Genomic DNA, 17872 nt, shown 5'->3' on the forward strand with positions numbered 1-17872 from the left:
TCTCCCCAACCCCTCTCCCGCAAGGGGAGAGGGGCTAAAGCTGCAATTGCGCTCATCCCGCCGGTGGATGCTGCGGCCAGCGCACTGAAAACTGATCCCGCAGGATATGTGCCGGGGTTGCGGCACCGGCGATGCTTGTTGTTGCGATTGCTGCTGCTTTTGCTACTCCTGCTCTTGCTTCTCCTTCTCCTTCTTCTTCTGTTGCTGTTGCTGTTGCTTTCAGCTTTTGCCTCACCGGGCCCCTTCCGCAGCGACGGAGCTGGCAGACAAGACCCCGCATGGGGCGACGCACAGGGATGTGCGTCGTTTTTCGACGAGACAGGGATGTCTCGTCGAAAAATCCTGCCAGCGGAGTGGACCTGCGTCGCGTAGCGGCGTGGGCGCGGAGGCAGGGTGTGTTTTCTTTTGGTTATCTTTTCTTTGCACAAGCAAAGAAAAGTGACTCGCTCCCCGCAGGGGAGTAAAAGCTGTTGCTGTTGCTACCCTGCCAAAAAACAAAAAGCCGGAACCAAAGCTAAAAGCTCCCCTCATCCGCCCTCCGGGCACCTTCTCCCGCAAGCGGGAGAAGGGAGGCTTCATGCAGTTTGATGTGCGTCTGCTGCCCGCCTTCGCGGGGCAAGCACCACGAACACCCCAATCTGCACGGCGAGAGAAAAGCGCTCCTCGCAAAGAGGACAGAGGCCGCGTGCAATCAGGCAAGCAACAGTCACCCAGTCACTCCCACCACCCATAAACCACCATGCGCTCCACCGGCAACACCACAAACCACGACCGCCCATCCTGAGCCACGGCCGAATACCCAGCGCCATGCCCCGCCGGCAACGCATCAACCGCTACCGCCCCGCCCGCTTCACCTCCAAAACCTGACGAATCAGTACCCGCAAACGCCGAATACACCCAATCACCCGCCTCGAAATACCGCAGCCCCTTGCGCCGGATCGCCAAGGCTGTCGACAACGACAAGCGCAACGCCACAACTCCCTGCACCCGCTCATCGGCAAACACGCTCCCCAACAACGCCCGCTCCACCTGCCCCGGCGCCATGCCGAAGTGCAGCAGGCCGCAGGTCTCGATACCCGCCGGCAACAAGCGCTGCGCGCGGCGATGGATCAATGCACGATTCATGTCCTTCCTCCTTACGAAAGAGGCGGGATGGCCTTCACCACCCCGCCCCGTCATCGCAACCGACCAATCAACCCTGCTTGTTCACCGCACGACTGCTCAGCTCGTACCAGTCCACCTTGCGGGTGATCCACATGATCGCCGCCAGGATGCCGAACAACAGCAGCGAGCCCATCAGCAGCGCGTTGTTCTCCGAAATCAGCAAGACGTACAGCACGCCGTACAACATCGTCAGCATCGTGGCGAAGCCGACACCGCGCTTCCAGCTATGCAAAACCCCGCTCAGATAGAAACCCTGCAGGCCGATACAGGCCGCCGCCGCGATCAGATACGCCTGCCAGAACGCAATCTGCTCGGACAAGCTCAGCAGCAGCAGGAAGAAGATCGCCAACGCCAGGCCAACCAGCAGGTATTGCAGCGGATGGATCTTCAACTGCTTGATCAACTCGAACAACGCGAAACCAACGAAGGTCAGCAGCACGAACAAGATGCCGTATTTGCTGGCCCGGACCACCTGCGTGTAGGTGTCCACCGGATCCACCAAGGCCACGTTGAGCACCTCGACATTGCTACCGTCACTGCGGATGGCCTGAGCCAGCTGCGACTGCGCCGCCGAGGCCAGCGAAGACACCGCCCACTCCGCCTTGAAACCGCTGGCGTCGATGTTGCGCTCGTTGGGCAGGAAGCTGCCGCCAAACAAGGGGTGCTGCCAGGTTGAAGACAGGGAAACCCGGGTATCGTCACCCACCGGCGCAATCGCCAGCGAACGCGTGCCCCCCAGCACGAACTCCAGCTCAACCTTGCTGCCCTCGCGCAGCACGCCCTGCATCGCATCCGGCAATGGCGACAGCGATGCATGCAGGCCCTTGGACGTTCCCTCCAGTACGCCGGCGCCCGGCTTCAACTGGACCGCCCGGCCGTCGACGCGCAGGTTCGGCGTACCAACAAGGCCGCGCACGTCGGAGATGCCCATGGCCAGATACGGGTTGCCATAGGTCCGCCCCGGCACCGCGGCATAGCTGGTCTCGGCAAACTCGGCCTGCAGCTTGGCCTGCCAGTTGTAGACCGGCACCTTGAACAGGCCCACGGTGCGCTCATCGGTGCGCATATTGCCCTGCACGTTCAAACGCGTCGGCATCTGCAGGTCATAGCCACCTTCAACGCGCAGTTCGGTCCGGCGCGGCTTGTCGCCTTCGGCCGGAATTTCCACCTCACGCTGCTGCGTCCATGGCAGCACCCGTACCGGGCCGATCAGCGACTGCTCGCCGGCCCAGCTCTGCGACACCCGCTCGACCGCCTCGTCGCGGTAACGCTCACGCTCATTGATGGTGCTGCGGATCAGCAGCAGGGGAATCAGCAGCAACAACACCAGCCCGCCGACAATGGCGAAGCGCAACAGCAGTTTCAGGGAAGTCATGTCCCGTCCTCGTGTGGAAACAGGGACAGGTTGAACGCCGCCGGTGAGCGGGGTTTGTGCCGAGTTTGAAGCGAATGTGAAGTCAGCCCGCCGGCAGCAGCAAGCTCGCCTCGGCCCCGCCTTCGGGATGGTTGCCCAGCTGCGCGACACCACCGTGCAGACGCGCCACCTCGGCCACGAACGGCAGGCCCAGGCCGGAACTGCGCTGCCCGCTGCCGGGCCGCGCCAGCGAGTAGAACCGTTCGAACACGCGGTCCTGCGCGTATTCCGGCACACCTGGCCCGTTGTCGCGCACCGCGATGCGCCAATCCGGCCCCTGCCGCTGCACGCTCACCACGATGCGGCCGTTGAGCGGGCAGAACGCGATTGCATTGTCCAGCAGGTTGGACAGCGCCTGCCGCAACAGGAAGGCATCACCCTGCACGCTGGCGTGCGAAGGCAGCGCCAGATCCAGTTCGATCTGGCCTGCCTGCAGTCGTGGACCGGCGTCCTCGGCCAGCGCGCGACAGACCGCCACCAGATCCACCGCGCTGCGCCGCTGCAGCCAACCGTGTTGCTCCACCTCGGCAAGCCGCAGCAGCTGGTCGATGGTTTCGGTCAGGCGCCGCTCCTGCTGCACGATATTGGCGGCGAAGCGCTGGCGGTCGGCCTCCGGCAGGGGCTCCTGCAGCAGCTCGGCGGCACCGCGTATGGCGGCCAGCGGGCTCTTCATCTCATGTGTCAGCGATTGCACGTACTGTTCGACGTAGGCCTTGCCCTCGAGCTTGCGGCGCATGGTTTCCAATGCCTGCCCCAGGTCGCCGATCTCGTCGCGACGGCGCTTGGGCGGCGGCACCGGCTCACCAGCGCTCACCGCCTTGGCGTAGCGGCTGAGCCCGCCGATGCCGCGCGACAGCCACCAGGTCATCAACAGGCCGATCAGCGCCGACAGCCCGATCAGCCATGCGCCGCGCGCCATGATGGCGCGCTGGCTGGCAACGATGAACGGATCGATGGTGTCGTTGGGTTGGGACAGGGTAAGCACGCCAATCAAGGTGCGCCCGTCGGCCGGGTCATACATTGGCGCGGCAACGTGCATCACGGTATTGGTCTCGTCACCGGGAATTTCGGGGCTGGACCGTGCCCCGTATTCGCCGCGCAGCGTCTTGTAGACGTCATTCCAGCGTGAGTTGTCGCGGCCCACGTCCTGGCCGCGCGAGTCGTAGACCACGATGCCCTGCGCATTGGTCACCGTCACCCGGTAATCAATGCTGCGCTTGGGGAAGCGCCACACCATCGCCTTGGGATCGCGCCGCTGCGCGGTGGCCAGCCGCGCGGCGAACTCGCCGTCGCCGATATGCCCGTCTTTCAGATCCGGCGCGGCCATCACCGCCAATACGTTGGCCGCATCCACCAGAGTGGATTCCATGGCCTGGCGTACGCCCGGTTTGACCTCGTTGACGAACACCCGCATCACGAAGAACGCGGCGATGCCGACAATCAAGAAGAATCCCAGGAATATCTTCAGCCCCAGCCGCATCGGTCACACATCCAGGGCGTAGCCGACGCCACGGTGGGTACGGATAGGCTCGCCCTGCGCACCGGCTGCACGCAGCTTGGCCCGCAGGGTTTTGACATGGGTATCGACGGTGCGGTCGGTGCTGTCGCTGGTGTGGTCCCAGCCGCGCTCCATCAGCTGCGCACGGCTCAGAATCGCCCCGGGCCGCTGCAGCAGTGCCGCCAGCAGGGCGTACTCGTAGCGGGTCAGGTCCAGCAGCACCTCGTCATAGCGAATGCGCCTGCCTTCCTGGTCAATCGCGAAGCGGCCCAGCGGCTTCCAGCCACCGGCCTGCGACGCTGGCGCGGCAGGCGCGGCCCGGCGCAGGCGCGCGCGCACCCGGGCGACCATCTCGCGCGGCGAGAACGGCTTGGTCACATAGTCGTCGGCACCCAGCTCCAGCCCCAGTACGCGGTCGAACTCATCGTTGCGGGCGGTCAGGAAGATCACCGGCACCTGGCTGAAGGTGCGCAGTTCACGGCAGACCTCGAAACCGCCCAGGTCGGGAAGGCCGACATCCAGCACCACCACATCGGCCCCGTCCTGGCGCAGCAGTGCCAGGGCCTCACGGCCCAGCGCACAATGGCTGGCGCTGTAGCCCTCGCTGCGCAGCGCATAAAGCAGGGTATCGGCGATGGCGGCCTCGTCTTCGACGACGAGTACCCGGGCAGGTTGGCTGGACATTGCATCAGCATAGCCGCCCTTGCCGCAGACACCAGCCCTGCCAGGGTGGCGGCGCCCGACAGGGGCCTGGAACCAGCGCCAGCGGGCAGCCGGTCACGCCACACTGCAATCAAAACGCGCACGCAACGCTGCAGCCCGTAAACTTCGCCGATGAATTATCGCCACGCCTTCCACGCCGGCAACCACGCCGACGTTCTCAAGCACATCGTCATGTTGGCGATGATCGACGCGCTCAAGCGCAAGGAATCACCGTTCTTCGTGCTGGACACGCATGCCGGCCGCGGCCGCTACCTGCTGTCTGCCGAAGAAAGCCGCAAAACCGCCGAGATCGACGATGGCGTACTGCGGCTGATGACCACCCCGGCGCTGCCGGAAGTGGTGGAGCACTATCTGCGCGCAGTGCAGGCCGACAACCCGGTGGGCGCGATGATCTCCTACCCCGGCTCGCCGCTGCTGGCCGCCCGCGCCCTGCGCGAGCAGGACCGCATGGCCGCCTGCGAGCTGCAGAAGGACGAGGTCAACGCGCTCAGGGAGCTGTTTGCCCACGACCGGCGAGTGCAGGTGCATGCCGGCAACGGCTACGAAGCCATCCGCGCCTTCCTGCCGCCCAAGAGCGGCGAAACCAAGATCGGCCGGGCGCTGGTGCTGATCGACCCACCCTACGAAGTGCAGGATGCCGAGTACCCACAGATCATCTCAACCCTGCGTGAGATTCTGACGCGTATGCCGCAGGCACAGTGCGCGGTCTGGTACCCGATCAAGCAACGCCGCACCCTGCAGCCGTTTTTCCGCAAGGCGGCCTCGCTGCCGGCCAAGTCGGCGCTGATCGCCGAACTGATGGTGAGGTCCGACGACTCCCCCCTGCGTCTGAATGGTAGCGGGATGCTGCTGCTGAACCCGCCATGGCAGTTCGAGCAGGTTCTGGCCCCGGCACTGCCCGTGCTGAAGCAGCATATGGGCGAGGCCGGTGCCTCGACCCGGCTGGAGTGGCTCAAGACACCCGGGTGACGGGCCCACTGGCAGCTGCACCTGCGTTTGACCTCGTTCACAGTACTTAGCACCGGCGGTGACAGAATCAAGCGACTTTGGAGGAAACGTAGTCATGGCCACACGCAACCGCATGCCCCCGTGGCATGAAAATTTCAAGGCACCCAGCGGCCGCGAGCTGCTGATCCGGCCCATCCGCCCTGAAGACGGCGCACCGCTGCAGGGCGCATTTGCCCTGTTCGGTCCGGAAGAAGTCCGTGACAAGTTCCTGCAATCGGTCGAATCATTGTCTGATGAAACGGCCCAGCGCCTGACCCACCCCAACCCCAAGACCGAAATCGCACTGGTGGCCGCCGAACCGTTGCCGCCGGGTGAAGCGGTGGTGGGTGCGGTGGCCCGCGCCTCCATTATTCCCGGCACCCGCGATGCCGAATACGCCATCCTGGTCAGCCGTTTCCTGGCCGGCCAGGGCCTTGGCCGGCAACTGATGCGCAAGCTGGTCAAATGGGCACGCGGCAAATACCTGGACCGCCTGTACGGCGATATCGCCCAGGAAAACGAGCCGATGCTGCAACTGGCCGCCTCGCTGGGCTTCAAGCAGGTGCCCCACCCCGCTGCCGCCCCCGGGCTCGTGCGGATGGTGCTGGAACTGGCCAACTAGGCCGCCATTTGGCGGTTGCCCCTGCACAGGCGCCGGCAAAGGCGCCTGTCGCGATGCCGTCCGGCTACTGCGCCCGCAAGCCATATCCGGGCGCGATGAGGCTGTCGCGACGCATCTGGTAAAATTCGCAGTTCATGTCGTCTATCACCTACCCCATTCCGCCGCTGCCCCGTTCGGGCCAGCTCCGCGCCTGGTGGCGCGCTCCGGCATCCAGCAGCGCGCTGGCCTGGCATGTTGCCTGCGCCGCGCAGGCGCATGCCAAACCGTTGCTGCTGGTAACCCGCGATAACCACAGCGCGCATCAGCTGGTGGCGGACCTGCAGACCTTGCTGGGGCCGGACTGCGCCCTGCCGGTGGTGCCGTTCCCGGATTGGGAAACCCTGCCCTACGACCAGTTCAGCCCGCACCCGGACATCATTTCGCAGCGTCTTGCCGCCCTGCACCGCCTGCCGACGCTGAAACAAGGCATCGTGGTGGTCCCGGTGCAGACCCTGCTGCAGCGGCTGGCGCCACTGAGCTACATCGTCGGCGGCAGCTTCGACCTGAAGGTCGGCCAGCGCCTGGACATGGACGCTGAAAAGCGCCGTCTGGAAAGCGCCGGCTACCGCAATGTCGCGCAGGTGATGGATCCGGGTGATTTCGCCGTGCGCGGCGGCCTGCTCGACGTCTACCCGATGGGTGCCGATGCGCCCTTGCGCATCGAGCTGCTGGACGAGGATATCGACTCCATCCGCGAGTTCGACCCCGAATCGCAGCGCTCGCTGGAAAAAGTGACCGCGGTGAAGATGCTGCCCGGTCGCGAAGTACCGATGGACGAGGCCAGCCTCAACAAGGTGCTGGCCACGCTGCGCGAACGCTTCGATGTGGATACCCGGCGCAGCCCGCTTTACCAGGATCTGAAGGCCGGCCTGCTGCCTTCGGGCATCGAATACATGCTGCCGCTGTTCTTCAACCAGACCGCGACCTTGTTCGACTACCTGCCCGACGGTTTCATGACCGTGCTGGGCAGCGGCGTTGGTGAAGCTTCCGATGCGTTCTGGCTGCAGACCAACAGCCGCTACGAACAACGCCGCCACGATATCGAGCGGCCGCTGCTGGCGCCGGAAGAGATCTACCAGTCGCCGGACAGCCTGCGCGAGCAGTTCAACCGGCTGCCGCGTGTCGAGGTGTGGGCGGCCGCTCATCCGCGCATCGCCGAAGCACAGGCCTTGGGTGACCAGGCGTTGCCGCCGCTGCCGGTGGCCGCCAAGGATGCACCGGCCGGACAGGCGTTGAAATCCTTCATCGAACACTACCCGGGCCGGGTGCTGATCGCAGCCGATTCACCAGGACGGCGCGAGGCGTTGTTGGAGGTGTTGCAGGCTGCCGAGTTGCGACCTGATGTGGTGGCCAGCTTCAACGACTTCCTTCCTTCCCCCCTCGGCGGAAAGTGGCCCGAAGGGTCGGATGGGGGTAAGGCTGCTGGCAAAAGCTCGAGCAAGAGCGCCCTCACCCCAACCCCTCTCCCGAAGGAAGAGGGGCTCAGCCGGTTTGCCATTACCGTCGCGCCGCTGGATGACGGCTTTGCGCTCAGCGAGCCGGCGCTTGCCGTGCTTACCGAGCGCCAGCTGTTTCCTGAGCGTGCCGGTCAGCCGCGGCGCACGCGACGCGCGGGGCGTGAGCCCGAGGCGATCATCCGTGACCTTGGCGAGCTGACCGAAGGTGCGCCCATCGTCCATGAAGATCATGGTGTCGGTCGCTACCGTGGTTTGATTGCGATGGACGTGGGCGGCATGCCCGGCGAATTCCTCGAGATCGAGTACGCCAAGGGCGACCGCCTGTATGTGCCGGTCGCACAGCTGCACCTGATCAGCCGCTACTCCGGCGCTTCGCCGGAAACCGCGCCGCTGCATTCGCTTGGCGGCGAGCAATGGGCCAAGGCCAAGCGCAAGGCCGCTGAAAAAGTCCGCGACGTGGCCGCCGAACTGCTGGAAATCCAGGCGCGTCGGCGCGCCCGCGCCGGCCTGGCGCTGGACATCGACCGCTCCATGTATGAGCCATTCGCGGCCGGCTTCCCGTTCGAGGAAACGCCCGACCAGCAGGCCGCGATCGAGGCCACCCTACGCGACCTGCAGTCCAGCCAACCGATGGACCGCGTGGTCTGCGGCGACGTGGGCTTCGGCAAGACCGAGGTTGCACTGCGCGCCGCGTTCGCTGCGGCCAGCGGCGGCAAGCAGGTGGCAGTACTGGTGCCGACCACCTTGTTGGCCGAACAGCACTACCGCAACTTCCGCGACCGCTTCGCCGATTACCCGCTGCGGGTGGAAGTGCTGTCGCGCTTCAAGAGCACAAAGGAAATCAAGGCCGAGCTGGACAAGGTCGCCGAAGGCACCATCGATGTGATCATCGGTACGCATCGCCTGCTGCAGCCGGACGTGAAGTTCAAGGACCTTGGCCTGGTCATCGTCGATGAGGAACAACGCTTCGGTGTGCGCCAGAAGGAAGCGCTCAAGGCGATGCGCGCCAACGTGCATCTGCTGACGCTGACCGCAACACCGATTCCACGCACCTTGAACATGGCCATGGCCGGGCTGCGCGATCTGTCCATCATCGCCACCCCGCCGCCGAACCGTCTTGCGGTCAAGACCTTCATCACCGCCTGGGACAACGCGCAGCTGCGCGAAGCCTTCCAGCGTGAGTTGTCGCGTGGTGGCCAGCTGTACTTCCTGCACAACGATGTGGAAAGCATGGGCCGGATGCAGCGCGAGCTGTCAGAGCTGGTACCCGAGGCGCGCATCGGCATGGCACACGGGCAGATGCCCGAGCGCGAGCTGGAACGGGTGATGCTGGATTTCCAGAAGCAGCGTTTCAACGTGCTGCTGGCTAGTACCATCATCGAGTCGGGTATCGACATCCCCAACGCCAACACCATCATCATCAACCGCGCCGACCGCTTCGGTCTTGCCCAGCTGCACCAGCTGCGTGGCCGTGTCGGCCGCTCGCATCACCGCGCCTACGCCTATCTGCTGGTGCCGGACAAACGCTCGATCACCGCCGATGCACGCAAACGCCTGGAAGCCATCGCCTCGATGGACGAACTGGGTGCCGGCTTCACCCTGGCCACCCACGATCTGGAAATCCGCGGTGCCGGCGAACTGCTCGGCGAAGACCAGAGCGGGCAGATGGCCGAGATCGGCTTCAGCCTGTACACCGAACTGCTGGAACGCGCGGTGCGCTCCATCAAGTCCGGCAAGCTGCCCGACCTGGATGCCGGTGAAGAAGCCCGCGGTGCCGAAGTCGAACTGCATGTGCCGGCGTTGATTCCGGAAGACTACCTGCCCGACGTGCACACCCGCCTGACCCTGTACAAACGCATCAGCTCGGCACGCGACAGCGAGCGCCTGCGCGAGCTGCAGGTGGAAATGATCGATCGCTTCGGCCTGTTGCCGGATCCGGTCAAGCACCTGTTCGCCATCGCCGAGCTCAAGCTGCAGGCCAACGAGCTGGGCATCCGCAAGCTGGAGCTGGGCGAGAACGGCGGCCGCATCGTGTTTGACAGCAAGCCCAACATCGATCCGATGGTGGTGATCCAGTTGATCCAGAAGCAGCCCAAGCTTTACCAGATGGATGGCCCGGACAAACTGCGCATCAAGCATCCCTTGCCGGAAAGTGCCGACCGTTTCAACGCCGCGCGTGCCTTGCTGACCACGCTGCGTCCCGGAAACGCCTGAATAAATCAATTGGTAAAGATTGCGTGAAAATGACGGGGCGTTGAAAATAACGCCCCCCTTATTACGCTCGCAGCCGTCCCCTCCCGGCTCCGTTCCCATGTCTCCCATCACAACACCCGTGGGCCTGTCGCTTCCACCCGAGGACAGCTCCTGTGCCATCGACGTATTGGCAGCTGCGCTCGATCAGCGCGACAGCTACACCGACCACCATTGCGATCGCGTCTCCCAGCTTGCCCAGGCCATGGGCCAGCGCTGCGAACTGTCCGAGGAACGCATCGGCCACCTCGTGCTCGCCGCGCGCTTCCACGATGTCGGCAAGATCGGCGTCCGTGACGAAGTACTGCTCTATCCGGGCAAGCTGGACGAGGACAAGATGGACGTGATGCGATCGCATCCGGAACGTGGCGCGCGCCTGTTCGCCACGACCGGCCGCAGCGATGCCAAGGCCGTCGCCACCCTGATCCGTCACCATCACGAAGCCTGGGACGGCAGCGGCTATCCACACGGCCTGCAGGGCGAAGACATCCCGCTGGAATCACGCATCCTGACCATCGTCGACAGTTTCGATGCGATGACGTCGCACCGACCCTATCGCGATGCGATGGCCACCCAGCGTGCCGTCGAGATCCTCGCCAATGATCGCGGCCGGTTGATCGACCGTCGCTTGTTCAGCGAATTCATGGGCCTGCTGCGCGGCGATCCTGCACCGGTGGCCTGAGCCGCCAGCGGTGCCTACTGCCCGGTGCGCCGCACCGGCACGCCGGCCGCAAGACAGAACGCACTACCTGCGGCCAGGCCAAACAGAACGCCCACCGGCACACAGAACACCGCGAGGCCAATGCCTCGGCCCAGCAGAAACATATCCAGCGTACCGACATCAGAACGCAGCGCCATCTGCCCAATTCGTACCGTCTGCACCAACAGCAAGATTGCGCCCAGCACAGCTGCACCGAAACACACCGGCCGCCATCGGAGCCGCCCGCGCCACCGCAGCAACAGTACCCAAGGAATCGTCAATGCCGACGTAAGCAAAGCAGCGTTGCGGAGTTCGATGATGATGCCTTCAAACCTCCAAACAGCGTAGAGATTAGGTCTGAATTCAAAAATATAGCCCACGATCAGCAACAGCGAAGCCATCAACGGTGCCACCAAGCATGCCAGCATGCCCAACCACAGCGGGCGCCAATGCCCACGCGCTGGCAGTACCCGATCCGGAATCGGACTGGAACTGGCGCTGTAAGGATTGATAGTCACATGCTTCCCTGCACGACAGCGGATGATTCCGCAGAGCTGGCATGCTACCTGCCCTTGCCGCCGCTGCGAAGCGGCCTCACAACACCGGCGACATCATCGCTATCGCGTTCTGTAGTAATCGCGTTGGCAGCGGCCAGGCCAGCACCTGCTCCAGCAGTACCGGCTCGGATACAGACAGATAGGCTTGCTGACGCCGCATGATGTGTGCGGTCACCGCGGCGTCGGCGATCAACAGATTGTTCTCGAAATTGAGCTCAAGGCTACGCCGGTCCATGTTGGCCGAGCCTATCAAGGCGATTTCGCCATCCACGGTCAGCGATTTGGCGTGCAGCAGGCCCAACGGGTATTCGTGGATCTCCACGCCGGATTGCAGCAGATCGGCGTAGCTGCTGCGGCTGCTCTGCGCCACCAGCCAGGAATCGTTGCGCTTGGGCAGGATCAGCCGCGTGCGCACGCCACGCCGCGGTGCCGCACAGAGTGCACGTAGCAATGCTTCGTCAGGCACGAAGTACGGCGTGCTTATCACCAGCTCGCTTCGCGCGGCATAGATGCAGGCCACGAACATGTCGGCCATCGCATTGGTGCGGGTAACCGGGCCGGTTTCAAATGCCATCGCCACGCAGCCATCGTCGAAATGCCGCGCAGGCGCGGCGTCGGCATATCCCTGCAACGCCCGCTCGCCGGTTTCGGGAATCCAGCCACTGAGGAACAGCCGCTGGATCTGCGCCACCACCGGGCCTTCGCAGCGCAGCAGCAGATCAATCCACGGCGCGTAGCGCGGCTTCACCCGGAACTCGGGATCGGCGCAGTTCTGGCTGCCGCAATACGCAGTGCGATTGTCGATGACCACGATCTTGCGGTGATCACGCAGATCCATGCGGCTGAAGGCCATGTGCTGCAGCCGGGTCAGATCATCCAGGGTGCGCAATAGTGTGACCCCGGCCTGCTGCAGCTGTGCCCAGCGCGGGCTGCTACTGAATGCCCGCGAGCCCAACGCATCCACCATCACCCTGCAGGCCACACCGCGCCGCGCTGCAGCGGCAACCGCATCGGCAACGCGGCCACCGACGCCATCATCCAGCCAGATGTAGAACGCGATATGCACGCTTTCCTGCGCCTGCTCGATGTCCTGCAACAGATGCTCCATGGCCGCGCGGCAATCCTCGGTTGGAGCCAGTGCCTGCGGCTGTGCGGCGCCCAGCAGCACGATCCGGTTGCCCGATAGTGGGCTGAATCCATTGATCGATTGGGCCAGCGCGAACAAGGACACAGCCTGGCCAGCAACCTGCGTACCGCCACTGACCTGCGCATCACCCAGCGCGGACAGGCTGCGTACGGTCTGCCGCAGACGTCGTGCACGTGCCCGCCCAATGCTGGTTTCACCCAGCAGCAGGTACGCGAGCATGCCCAGCAAGGGCGCCAGCATGATCACCGCCACCCAGGCCGCACGTGATGCGGGGGTGCGATTGGACCGGGTCAGCGCACGCGCAGCCACCAGCAGGTGCGCAATGAACACCAACACGCTCATTGCCCATTGCAGGGGTGCCTGCGGCCAGCCCATTTCAAACAACATGCGCTCTCTCCAGTTACCCAAGTGACGATGTCTGCCGTTTCAATAGCACGCTGGCCGTCCAGCCGGGATCAGCGCGCGCGCCGCGCACCAACGACGGATGAACCGTGCGCTGCGGCAAACTGGATCCGCCGCTTTTTTTCACACCTGACAAAGACGCCGCAGCGCCTGCTATGGCGGCAACGGTCGGATGCCCCGGCTGCGAGGAGTACATGATGCACACAACGCTTACAGCACGAATCCTGACCGCCGCACTACTGGCAGGCGGTGCGTGCCTGGCGCAGGCTGCCCCGCCTGCCGACACCGCTTTGCCCAGCTATGCCCAGCTGGACAAGGACAAGGACGGCATCGTGACCATGGCCGAGATGGACGTCTATCCGCCTGGCGTCGCCGCGCGCCTGCATCACTGCGACACCGACAAGAATCATCAACTAAGTCAGCAGGAATATGCACAGTGCGCGGCCAGCGCTCATGCGCCCATGCCGGCCCACAGCATGCCGGGGCCAACACATCCGGTGCATTAAAGCCGTACCCAGGGTGTCTGCGCCAAGGCGGTCCTGAGCAGATCAAGCAAGGCCTGCGACTGCTGCAGCCGCTGTTCACCGATGGCCGCCAACGGCCAGATACCCGAGGCATTGAACGCCACCGCACCGCTGAACCGCGACAGATCAGACAACCGTACTTCAAGCGCCAACTGCGGCTGCCCCAGCACATCCAAACCCTCCATCAGCAGGCGCTCGGCACTGCCACGCAGCGCCGGGGCCTGCGGCCAATACACCTGCACTCCGTCCCAGAACGCGAGGTTCCAGGTTGTGCCTTCGCTGATGCGTCCCTGCGCGTCGACAAACAACGCATCGTCGAAACCCTGCTGCAAGGCCTGCCGGCGCAACTGGAACAATGGAAATGTGCCAACGTGCTTGATATGCGCCAAGTCACGCTGATACGGCACTGGCAACACGGTGCGCGCCTGCGGCGGAATCCGGGCCGGCGCGCCAATGCCGATCAACACGTCCGCCGGTACCGCGCGTAAAGGATTGCGGAAATCGAACTGCCGCGAGAACACCGTGATGCGTACCGAGGCATCGGCTGCATCCAGCTGCAGCAATGCCTGCCGCAACCACGTCAGTACCTGGGGCGCGTCGAGTTCAACGGCAAACAGCTCCTGCGTGCCCTGTTGCAGACGGGCCTGATGCAAAGCCCAGCCCTGCACCGCATGATCGCGGACCTGCAATGAGGTGAAGTGCCCGTAGTTGACCAGCGCGGAGCTCAATGCGCCGGCATCGGCGAGTTGACCGTTGCAGAACAGCACCGTCATGGCAGCGTCTGTGCCTGTGCCCACATCGCACGCAGTATCTGCGCAGCTGGCGCGCGCTTGGCCATCCATGCCGATTGCCCTGCCCAGGCCTGCATTGCGTCCAACGTGTTGCTGGTAACGGCCTGGCGGCGCATGCCGGCGGTGAGCCCGCGTTGCACCGGATACGGCTGCGGCGCAGTTGCAGCTTCCGCTGCGCGTACATAGGCGGTTTCCAGCGCCCGCCCGAGCCGACCGCTGAAGGCGCGGGTGGCGCGGGTAGCCTCCGGTTCGGCCAATGCCAGGGCCTGTTTCCAGACTGTGGGAATATCGGATTCATCGGCAGCCAGGAACGCCGTGCCCACCTGCACCGCGCTGGCACCGAGCATCAACGCGGCAGCCACGCCACGGCCATCGGCTATGCCACCGGCGGCAATCACCGGGATCTGCAGGTGATCGACCACACGCGGCAGCAACGCGAACAGACCCACCATCTGGCGTTCGGCCTGCGCCGCATCGAATGCACCGCGGTGACCGCCGGCCTCCATACCCTGCGCAACCACCGCATCGGCACCTGCGGCCTGCGCCTGCAGCGCTTCATCCAGGGTGGTGACGCAGGCAAACCAGGCAATGCCAGCCGCATGCAGGCTGTCCACCTGTGCGGGCGAGAACAGGCCCATGATGGTCGAGGCCACCGCCGGGCGTGCGGCAATCAGCGCGTCGAGCTGGGCCTGGAAATCCGCCGGGCCGGCATCGCCGGCGGCCAACGGCACCGGCGGCCCCCACTGTGCAAGAAAATCGCGGGTCGCCGCTTCGGCAGCAGGATCACGCCGTGGCGCCGGATCCGGCACCCATAGATTCACCTGCGCCGGGCCCTGCGACTGCTGGGCGAAGGCATCCATCCATTGGCTGATCTGTTCGGGCGTGGACAGCACCGCGCCCATCGCGCCCATGCTGCCGGCATTGGCCACAGCGACCGACAATGGCAGCGGACAGGCGCCGGCCATCGGCGCCAACAGTATGGGCAGTTCAAGACCAAAGCGCTGACAGAACGCCTCGGTGCGGGCGGAGATGATCGCGTTATGCATGGCGGTGACTGTGCCGCCGGGGCCGGCCCCAACTCAAGCAAGCGAGAGGGCGTAGCGACGCACCAGCTGGCAGTCCAACTCTTGGTTGAAAGTGGAGTTCACATACTGGCCGTCATCGGCGGTGAAATCCACCTGCAAAAACGAGCCGCCGATGCCGGCGCCCGCTTCTTCCAGCGCAGGCGCCATTGCGGCGTCCGCGCGGGTGAGCTTGCCGCAGGCCGCATGAGCGGCGTTCTGCGGCAAGCAGCGCGCTTCACCCAAGCGCGATCAACGGAACGGCAGGCCGCCCTTGCCACCCATGGCGCCGAGCATGCCCTTCATGTTGCGCATCATGCCCTTCATGCCGCCACCGGCCAGCTTGCCCATCATCTTTTCCATCTGCATGTACTGCTTCATCAGCTTGTTGACGTCGGCCGGCTGGGTGCCCGAGCCACGCGCGATGCGGGCACGACGCGAACCGTTGAGCAGGCCCGGGTTGCGCCGTTCCTTCTTGGTCATCGAGCCGATGATGGCGATCATGCGCGGCACTTCCTTGCTCTGGCTGACCTGCGCCTTGAGGTGCTCGGGGATCTGCCCCAAGCCCGGCAGCTTGTCCATCAGGCCACCTATGCCACCCATGTTCTGCATCTGTTCCAGCTGATCGCGCATGTCGTTCAGATCGAACTTCTTGCCCTTGGCGACCTTCTCGGCCAGCTTCTGCGCCTTGTCCTTGTCGACCTGCTGCTCGACCTGCTCCACCAGCGACAGTACGTCGCCCATGTCCAGGATGCGGCTGGCCACGCGCTCGGGATGGAACACATCCAGGCCGTCGACCTTTTCACCGGTACCGGTGAACTTGATCGGCTTGCCGGTGATGTAGCGCACGCTCAGCGCGGCACCGCCACGGGCGTCACCGTCGGTCTTGGTCAGCACCACGCCGGTCAGCGGCAGTGCCTCGCCAAAGGCCTTGGCGGTGTTGGCCGCGTCCTGGCCGGTCATGGCGTCGACCACGAACAGGGTTTCGGCCGGGTTGACCGCAGCGTGCAGGGCCTTGATCTCGGCCATCATCGCTTCGTCGATGGCCAGGCGGCCGGCGGTATCGACCAACAGCACGTCGGCGAACGACTTGCGTGCGTCATCGATGGCGGCGCGCACGATGTCGACCGGCTTCTGGTCCGGGCTGGACGGGAAGAACAGCACGCCGACCTGCTCGGCCAGCGTCTTCAACTGCTCGATGGCGGCCGGACGGTAAACGTCGGCGGAAACCACCATCACCTTCTTCTTGCGCTTTTCCTTCAGGTGCTTGGCCAGCTTGCCCACCGTGGTGGTCTTGCCGGCACCCTGCAGGCCTGCCATCAGGATGATGGCCGGTGCGGGCACATTGAGGTTCAGGTCGGTGGCCTGCGACCCCATCACCGCGGTCAGCTCATCGCGCACGACCTTGATCAGGGCCTGGCCCGGGGTCAGCGATTTGAGGACTTCCTGGCCGACCGCACGGACCTTGATCTTCTCGATCAGCGCCTGCACCACCGGCAGGGCCACATCAGCCTCGAGCAGGGCGATGCGCACCTCGCGGGTGGCCTCGCGGATGTTTTCCTCAGTCAGACGGCCGCGCCCACGCAGGCGCTCGATGGTGCCGGAAAGGCGCTGGGTCAGTGACTCGAACATGCGGCGGAACCTGCAGAAATCGTGGAAACAGAGGTGGCAAGTATAACGGCCAGCCGCCATCGCCGCCGGTTCACGTCGCCAGCAGCGGGCCTGTATGCGAAACTGCATCGATGACAATCGTTCTCATCGCCGCCGCACTCTATCTGGTGTCCACCGCCCTGCTGGTCCGTGGGCTGGCTGGGGACGGCAGCCCACCGCCGCGCAACTGGCTGCCAACGGCCATCGGCGCGGTGCTGCTGCACGCCGGCTACCACCTGCTGGTGGCGCTGAAAACCGCTGGCGGCCCGGACATGCACTTCTTCGCGGCGCTGTCGCTGGTGGGGTTGGGCATGGCGGCATTGACCGCCGTGGTCGGCGCACGTGGGCGGATGTCAGCGCTGGGCGTTGTGGTGTTCCCGATGGCGGCGATTCTGCTGCTGGCCTACCACGGCTACGGCCATGCGCCGAGCAAGCTGCTCGGCTGGCGGCTGGCAACCCACGCCTGGCTGGCCCTGCTGGCCTACGCAACGCTGAGCGTGGCGGCCTTGCTGGCAATCATGCTGTGGCTGCAGGAGCGGGCCTTGCGCCGGCGCGATTTCCGCCCCTGGTTGCGCGCCCTGCCGCCGCTGTCCGACCTGGAAACCCTGCTGTTCCGTACCATCACGGTCGGCTTCTGCCTGCTGACCCTGACCCTGCTGACCGGCGTGCTGTTCGTCGACAACCTGCTGGCGCAGAAGCTGGTGCACAAAACCGTGCTCAGCGTGCTGTCGTGGATCGTGTTCGGCACCTTGCTGATCGGCCGCCGCCGTTACGGCTGGCGCGGCAGCAAGGCCGTGCACTGGACCCTGACCGCGATGGCATTGCTGCTGCTGGCCTTCTTCGGCAGCCAGTTCGTGATCGAGCTGGTGCTGGGCCGCGGTTGAGC

Annotated in this window: 16 protein-coding genes; 6 read left to right on the forward strand and 10 right to left on the reverse strand. The window is 64.9% G+C overall.

Annotated features, from left to right (window positions below):
• Positions 1 to 714: 714 nt before the first annotated feature.
• The 4 genes from BCV67_RS03640 to creB form a co-directional block, all read right to left on the reverse strand.
• Entirely contained in the window at positions 715 to 1125 is a 411-nt protein-coding gene (locus tag BCV67_RS03640) for a hypothetical protein (RefSeq protein WP_062166520.1), read from the reverse strand.
• A 67-nt stretch (positions 1126 to 1192) separates the two neighbouring features.
• Positions 1193 to 2539 (reverse strand): cell envelope integrity protein CreD, encoded by a 1347-nt coding sequence (gene creD, locus BCV67_RS03645; protein WP_062166521.1) that lies wholly within the window; start codon positions 2537 to 2539, stop codon positions 1193 to 1195.
• An 82-nt stretch (positions 2540 to 2621) separates the two neighbouring features.
• Positions 2622 to 4058, reverse strand: coding sequence for a two-component system sensor histidine kinase CreC (creC, locus tag BCV67_RS03650; protein WP_062166522.1), 1437 nt, complete (start codon positions 4056 to 4058; stop codon positions 2622 to 2624).
• Positions 4059 to 4061: 3 nt separating this feature from the next.
• Positions 4062 to 4760, reverse strand: coding sequence for a two-component system response regulator CreB (gene creB / locus BCV67_RS03655; RefSeq protein WP_062166523.1), 699 nt, complete (start codon positions 4758 to 4760; stop codon positions 4062 to 4064).
• A gap of 150 nt (positions 4761 to 4910) precedes the next feature.
• Here creB and BCV67_RS03660 point away from each other — a divergent pair, with 150 nt between their 5' ends.
• The 4 genes from BCV67_RS03660 to BCV67_RS03675 all read left to right on the forward strand — a co-directional run bounded on the left by BCV67_RS03660 (position 4911) and on the right by BCV67_RS03675 (position 10836).
• Positions 4911 to 5768: a 23S rRNA (adenine(2030)-N(6))-methyltransferase RlmJ gene (locus BCV67_RS03660; RefSeq protein ID WP_062166524.1), complete on the forward strand. Its 858-nt coding sequence runs from the start codon at positions 4911 to 4913 to the stop codon at positions 5766 to 5768.
• A 94-nt stretch (positions 5769 to 5862) separates the two neighbouring features.
• Positions 5863 to 6408 carry a GNAT family N-acetyltransferase gene (locus BCV67_RS03665; protein ID WP_062166525.1) on the forward strand — a complete coding sequence of 182 codons (546 nt, stop codon included), beginning with the start codon at positions 5863 to 5865 and terminating at the stop codon, positions 6406 to 6408.
• A 134-nt stretch (positions 6409 to 6542) separates the two neighbouring features.
• Entirely contained in the window at positions 6543 to 10118 is a 3576-nt protein-coding gene (gene mfd, locus BCV67_RS03670) for a transcription-repair coupling factor (RefSeq protein WP_062166526.1), read from the forward strand.
• A 97-nt stretch (positions 10119 to 10215) separates the two neighbouring features.
• The gene (locus tag BCV67_RS03675) at positions 10216 to 10836 is read left to right on the forward strand and encodes an HD-GYP domain-containing protein (protein WP_062166527.1); all 621 of its coding nucleotides are present in this window, start codon (positions 10216 to 10218) and stop codon (positions 10834 to 10836) included.
• Between the two features lie 14 nt (positions 10837 to 10850).
• On the opposite strand, the gene BCV67_RS03680 is transcribed toward BCV67_RS03675, so the two are convergent.
• Both BCV67_RS03680 and cls read right to left on the reverse strand, forming a co-directional pair.
• Positions 10851 to 11255, reverse strand: a complete 405-nt coding sequence (locus BCV67_RS03680; protein WP_156455749.1) for a hypothetical protein — start codon at positions 11253 to 11255, stop codon at positions 10851 to 10853.
• A 193-nt stretch (positions 11256 to 11448) separates the two neighbouring features.
• Positions 11449 to 12945 carry a cardiolipin synthase gene (gene cls, locus BCV67_RS03685; RefSeq protein ID WP_062166529.1) on the reverse strand — a complete coding sequence of 499 codons (1497 nt, stop codon included), beginning with the start codon at positions 12943 to 12945 and terminating at the stop codon, positions 11449 to 11451.
• Between the two features lie 212 nt (positions 12946 to 13157).
• On the opposite strand from cls, the gene BCV67_RS03690 reads away from it, so the two are divergent.
• Positions 13158 to 13466, forward strand: a complete 309-nt coding sequence (locus BCV67_RS03690) for a hypothetical protein (protein ID WP_156455750.1) — start codon at positions 13158 to 13160, stop codon at positions 13464 to 13466.
• Here BCV67_RS03690 and BCV67_RS03695 read toward each other — a convergent pair.
• The 4 genes from BCV67_RS03695 to ffh are packed head-to-tail and all read right to left on the reverse strand — an operon-like array spanning position 13463 to position 16968.
• On the reverse strand, positions 13463 to 14257 hold the full coding sequence (locus tag BCV67_RS03695; protein WP_062166531.1) for an aminotransferase class IV: 795 nt from the start codon (positions 14255 to 14257) through the stop codon (positions 13463 to 13465). The genes BCV67_RS03690 and BCV67_RS03695 overlap by 4 nt on opposite strands.
• The gene (locus BCV67_RS03700) at positions 14254 to 15321 is read right to left on the reverse strand and encodes an NAD(P)H-dependent flavin oxidoreductase (protein ID WP_062166532.1); all 1068 of its coding nucleotides are present in this window, start codon (positions 15319 to 15321) and stop codon (positions 14254 to 14256) included. Before BCV67_RS03700 ends, BCV67_RS03695 begins: the two co-directional genes overlap by 4 nt.
• Before the next feature lie 33 nt (positions 15322 to 15354).
• The gene (locus BCV67_RS03705) at positions 15355 to 15564 is read right to left on the reverse strand and encodes a hypothetical protein (RefSeq protein ID WP_156455751.1); all 210 of its coding nucleotides are present in this window, start codon (positions 15562 to 15564) and stop codon (positions 15355 to 15357) included.
• Between the two features lie 24 nt (positions 15565 to 15588).
• A complete protein-coding gene (ffh, locus tag BCV67_RS03710; RefSeq protein WP_062166534.1) occupies positions 15589 to 16968 on the reverse strand; it encodes a signal recognition particle protein in 1380 nt (459 codons plus the stop codon).
• 110 nt (positions 16969 to 17078) lie between these two features.
• Between ffh and BCV67_RS03715 the strand changes: the two genes are divergently transcribed.
• Positions 17079 to 17870 carry a cytochrome C assembly family protein gene (locus tag BCV67_RS03715; RefSeq protein ID WP_062166535.1) on the forward strand — a complete coding sequence of 264 codons (792 nt, stop codon included), beginning with the start codon at positions 17079 to 17081 and terminating at the stop codon, positions 17868 to 17870.
• Positions 17871 to 17872: the final 2 nt, after the last annotated feature.

The organism is Stenotrophomonas nitritireducens, assembly GCF_001700965.1.
Taxonomy (GTDB): domain Bacteria; phylum Pseudomonadota; class Gammaproteobacteria; order Xanthomonadales; family Xanthomonadaceae; genus Stenotrophomonas; species Stenotrophomonas nitritireducens_A.

Excerpts from the sequence above, each read along its gene's own strand:
- BCV67_RS03640 (WP_062166520.1), bottom strand. The coding sequence starts at position 1,125 with ATGAATCGTGCATTGATCCATCGCCGCGCGCAGCGCTTGTTGCCGGCG.
- creD (WP_062166521.1), bottom strand. The coding sequence starts at position 2,539 with ATGACTTCCCTGAAACTGCTGTTGCGCTTCGCCATTGTCGGCGGGCTG.
- creC (WP_062166522.1), bottom strand. The coding sequence starts at position 4,058 with ATGCGGCTGGGGCTGAAGATATTCCTGGGATTCTTCTTGATTGTCGGC.
- creB (WP_062166523.1), bottom strand. The coding sequence starts at position 4,760 with ATGTCCAGCCAACCTGCCCGGGTACTCGTCGTCGAAGACGAGGCCGCC.
- BCV67_RS03660 (WP_062166524.1), top strand. The coding sequence starts at position 4,911 with ATGAATTATCGCCACGCCTTCCACGCCGGCAACCACGCCGACGTTCTC.
- BCV67_RS03665 (WP_062166525.1), top strand. The coding sequence starts at position 5,863 with ATGGCCACACGCAACCGCATGCCCCCGTGGCATGAAAATTTCAAGGCA.
- mfd (WP_062166526.1), top strand. The coding sequence starts at position 6,543 with ATGTCGTCTATCACCTACCCCATTCCGCCGCTGCCCCGTTCGGGCCAG.
- BCV67_RS03675 (WP_062166527.1), top strand. The coding sequence starts at position 10,216 with ATGTCTCCCATCACAACACCCGTGGGCCTGTCGCTTCCACCCGAGGAC.
- BCV67_RS03680 (WP_156455749.1), bottom strand. The coding sequence starts at position 11,255 with ATGGCTTCGCTGTTGCTGATCGTGGGCTATATTTTTGAATTCAGACCT.
- cls (WP_062166529.1), bottom strand. The coding sequence starts at position 12,945 with ATGTTGTTTGAAATGGGCTGGCCGCAGGCACCCCTGCAATGGGCAATG.
- BCV67_RS03690 (WP_156455750.1), top strand. The coding sequence starts at position 13,158 with ATGCACACAACGCTTACAGCACGAATCCTGACCGCCGCACTACTGGCA.
- BCV67_RS03695 (WP_062166531.1), bottom strand. The coding sequence starts at position 14,257 with ATGACGGTGCTGTTCTGCAACGGTCAACTCGCCGATGCCGGCGCATTG.
- BCV67_RS03700 (WP_062166532.1), bottom strand. The coding sequence starts at position 15,321 with ATGCATAACGCGATCATCTCCGCCCGCACCGAGGCGTTCTGTCAGCGC.
- ffh (WP_062166534.1), bottom strand. The coding sequence starts at position 16,968 with ATGTTCGAGTCACTGACCCAGCGCCTTTCCGGCACCATCGAGCGCCTG.
- BCV67_RS03715 (WP_062166535.1), top strand. The coding sequence starts at position 17,079 with ATGACAATCGTTCTCATCGCCGCCGCACTCTATCTGGTGTCCACCGCC.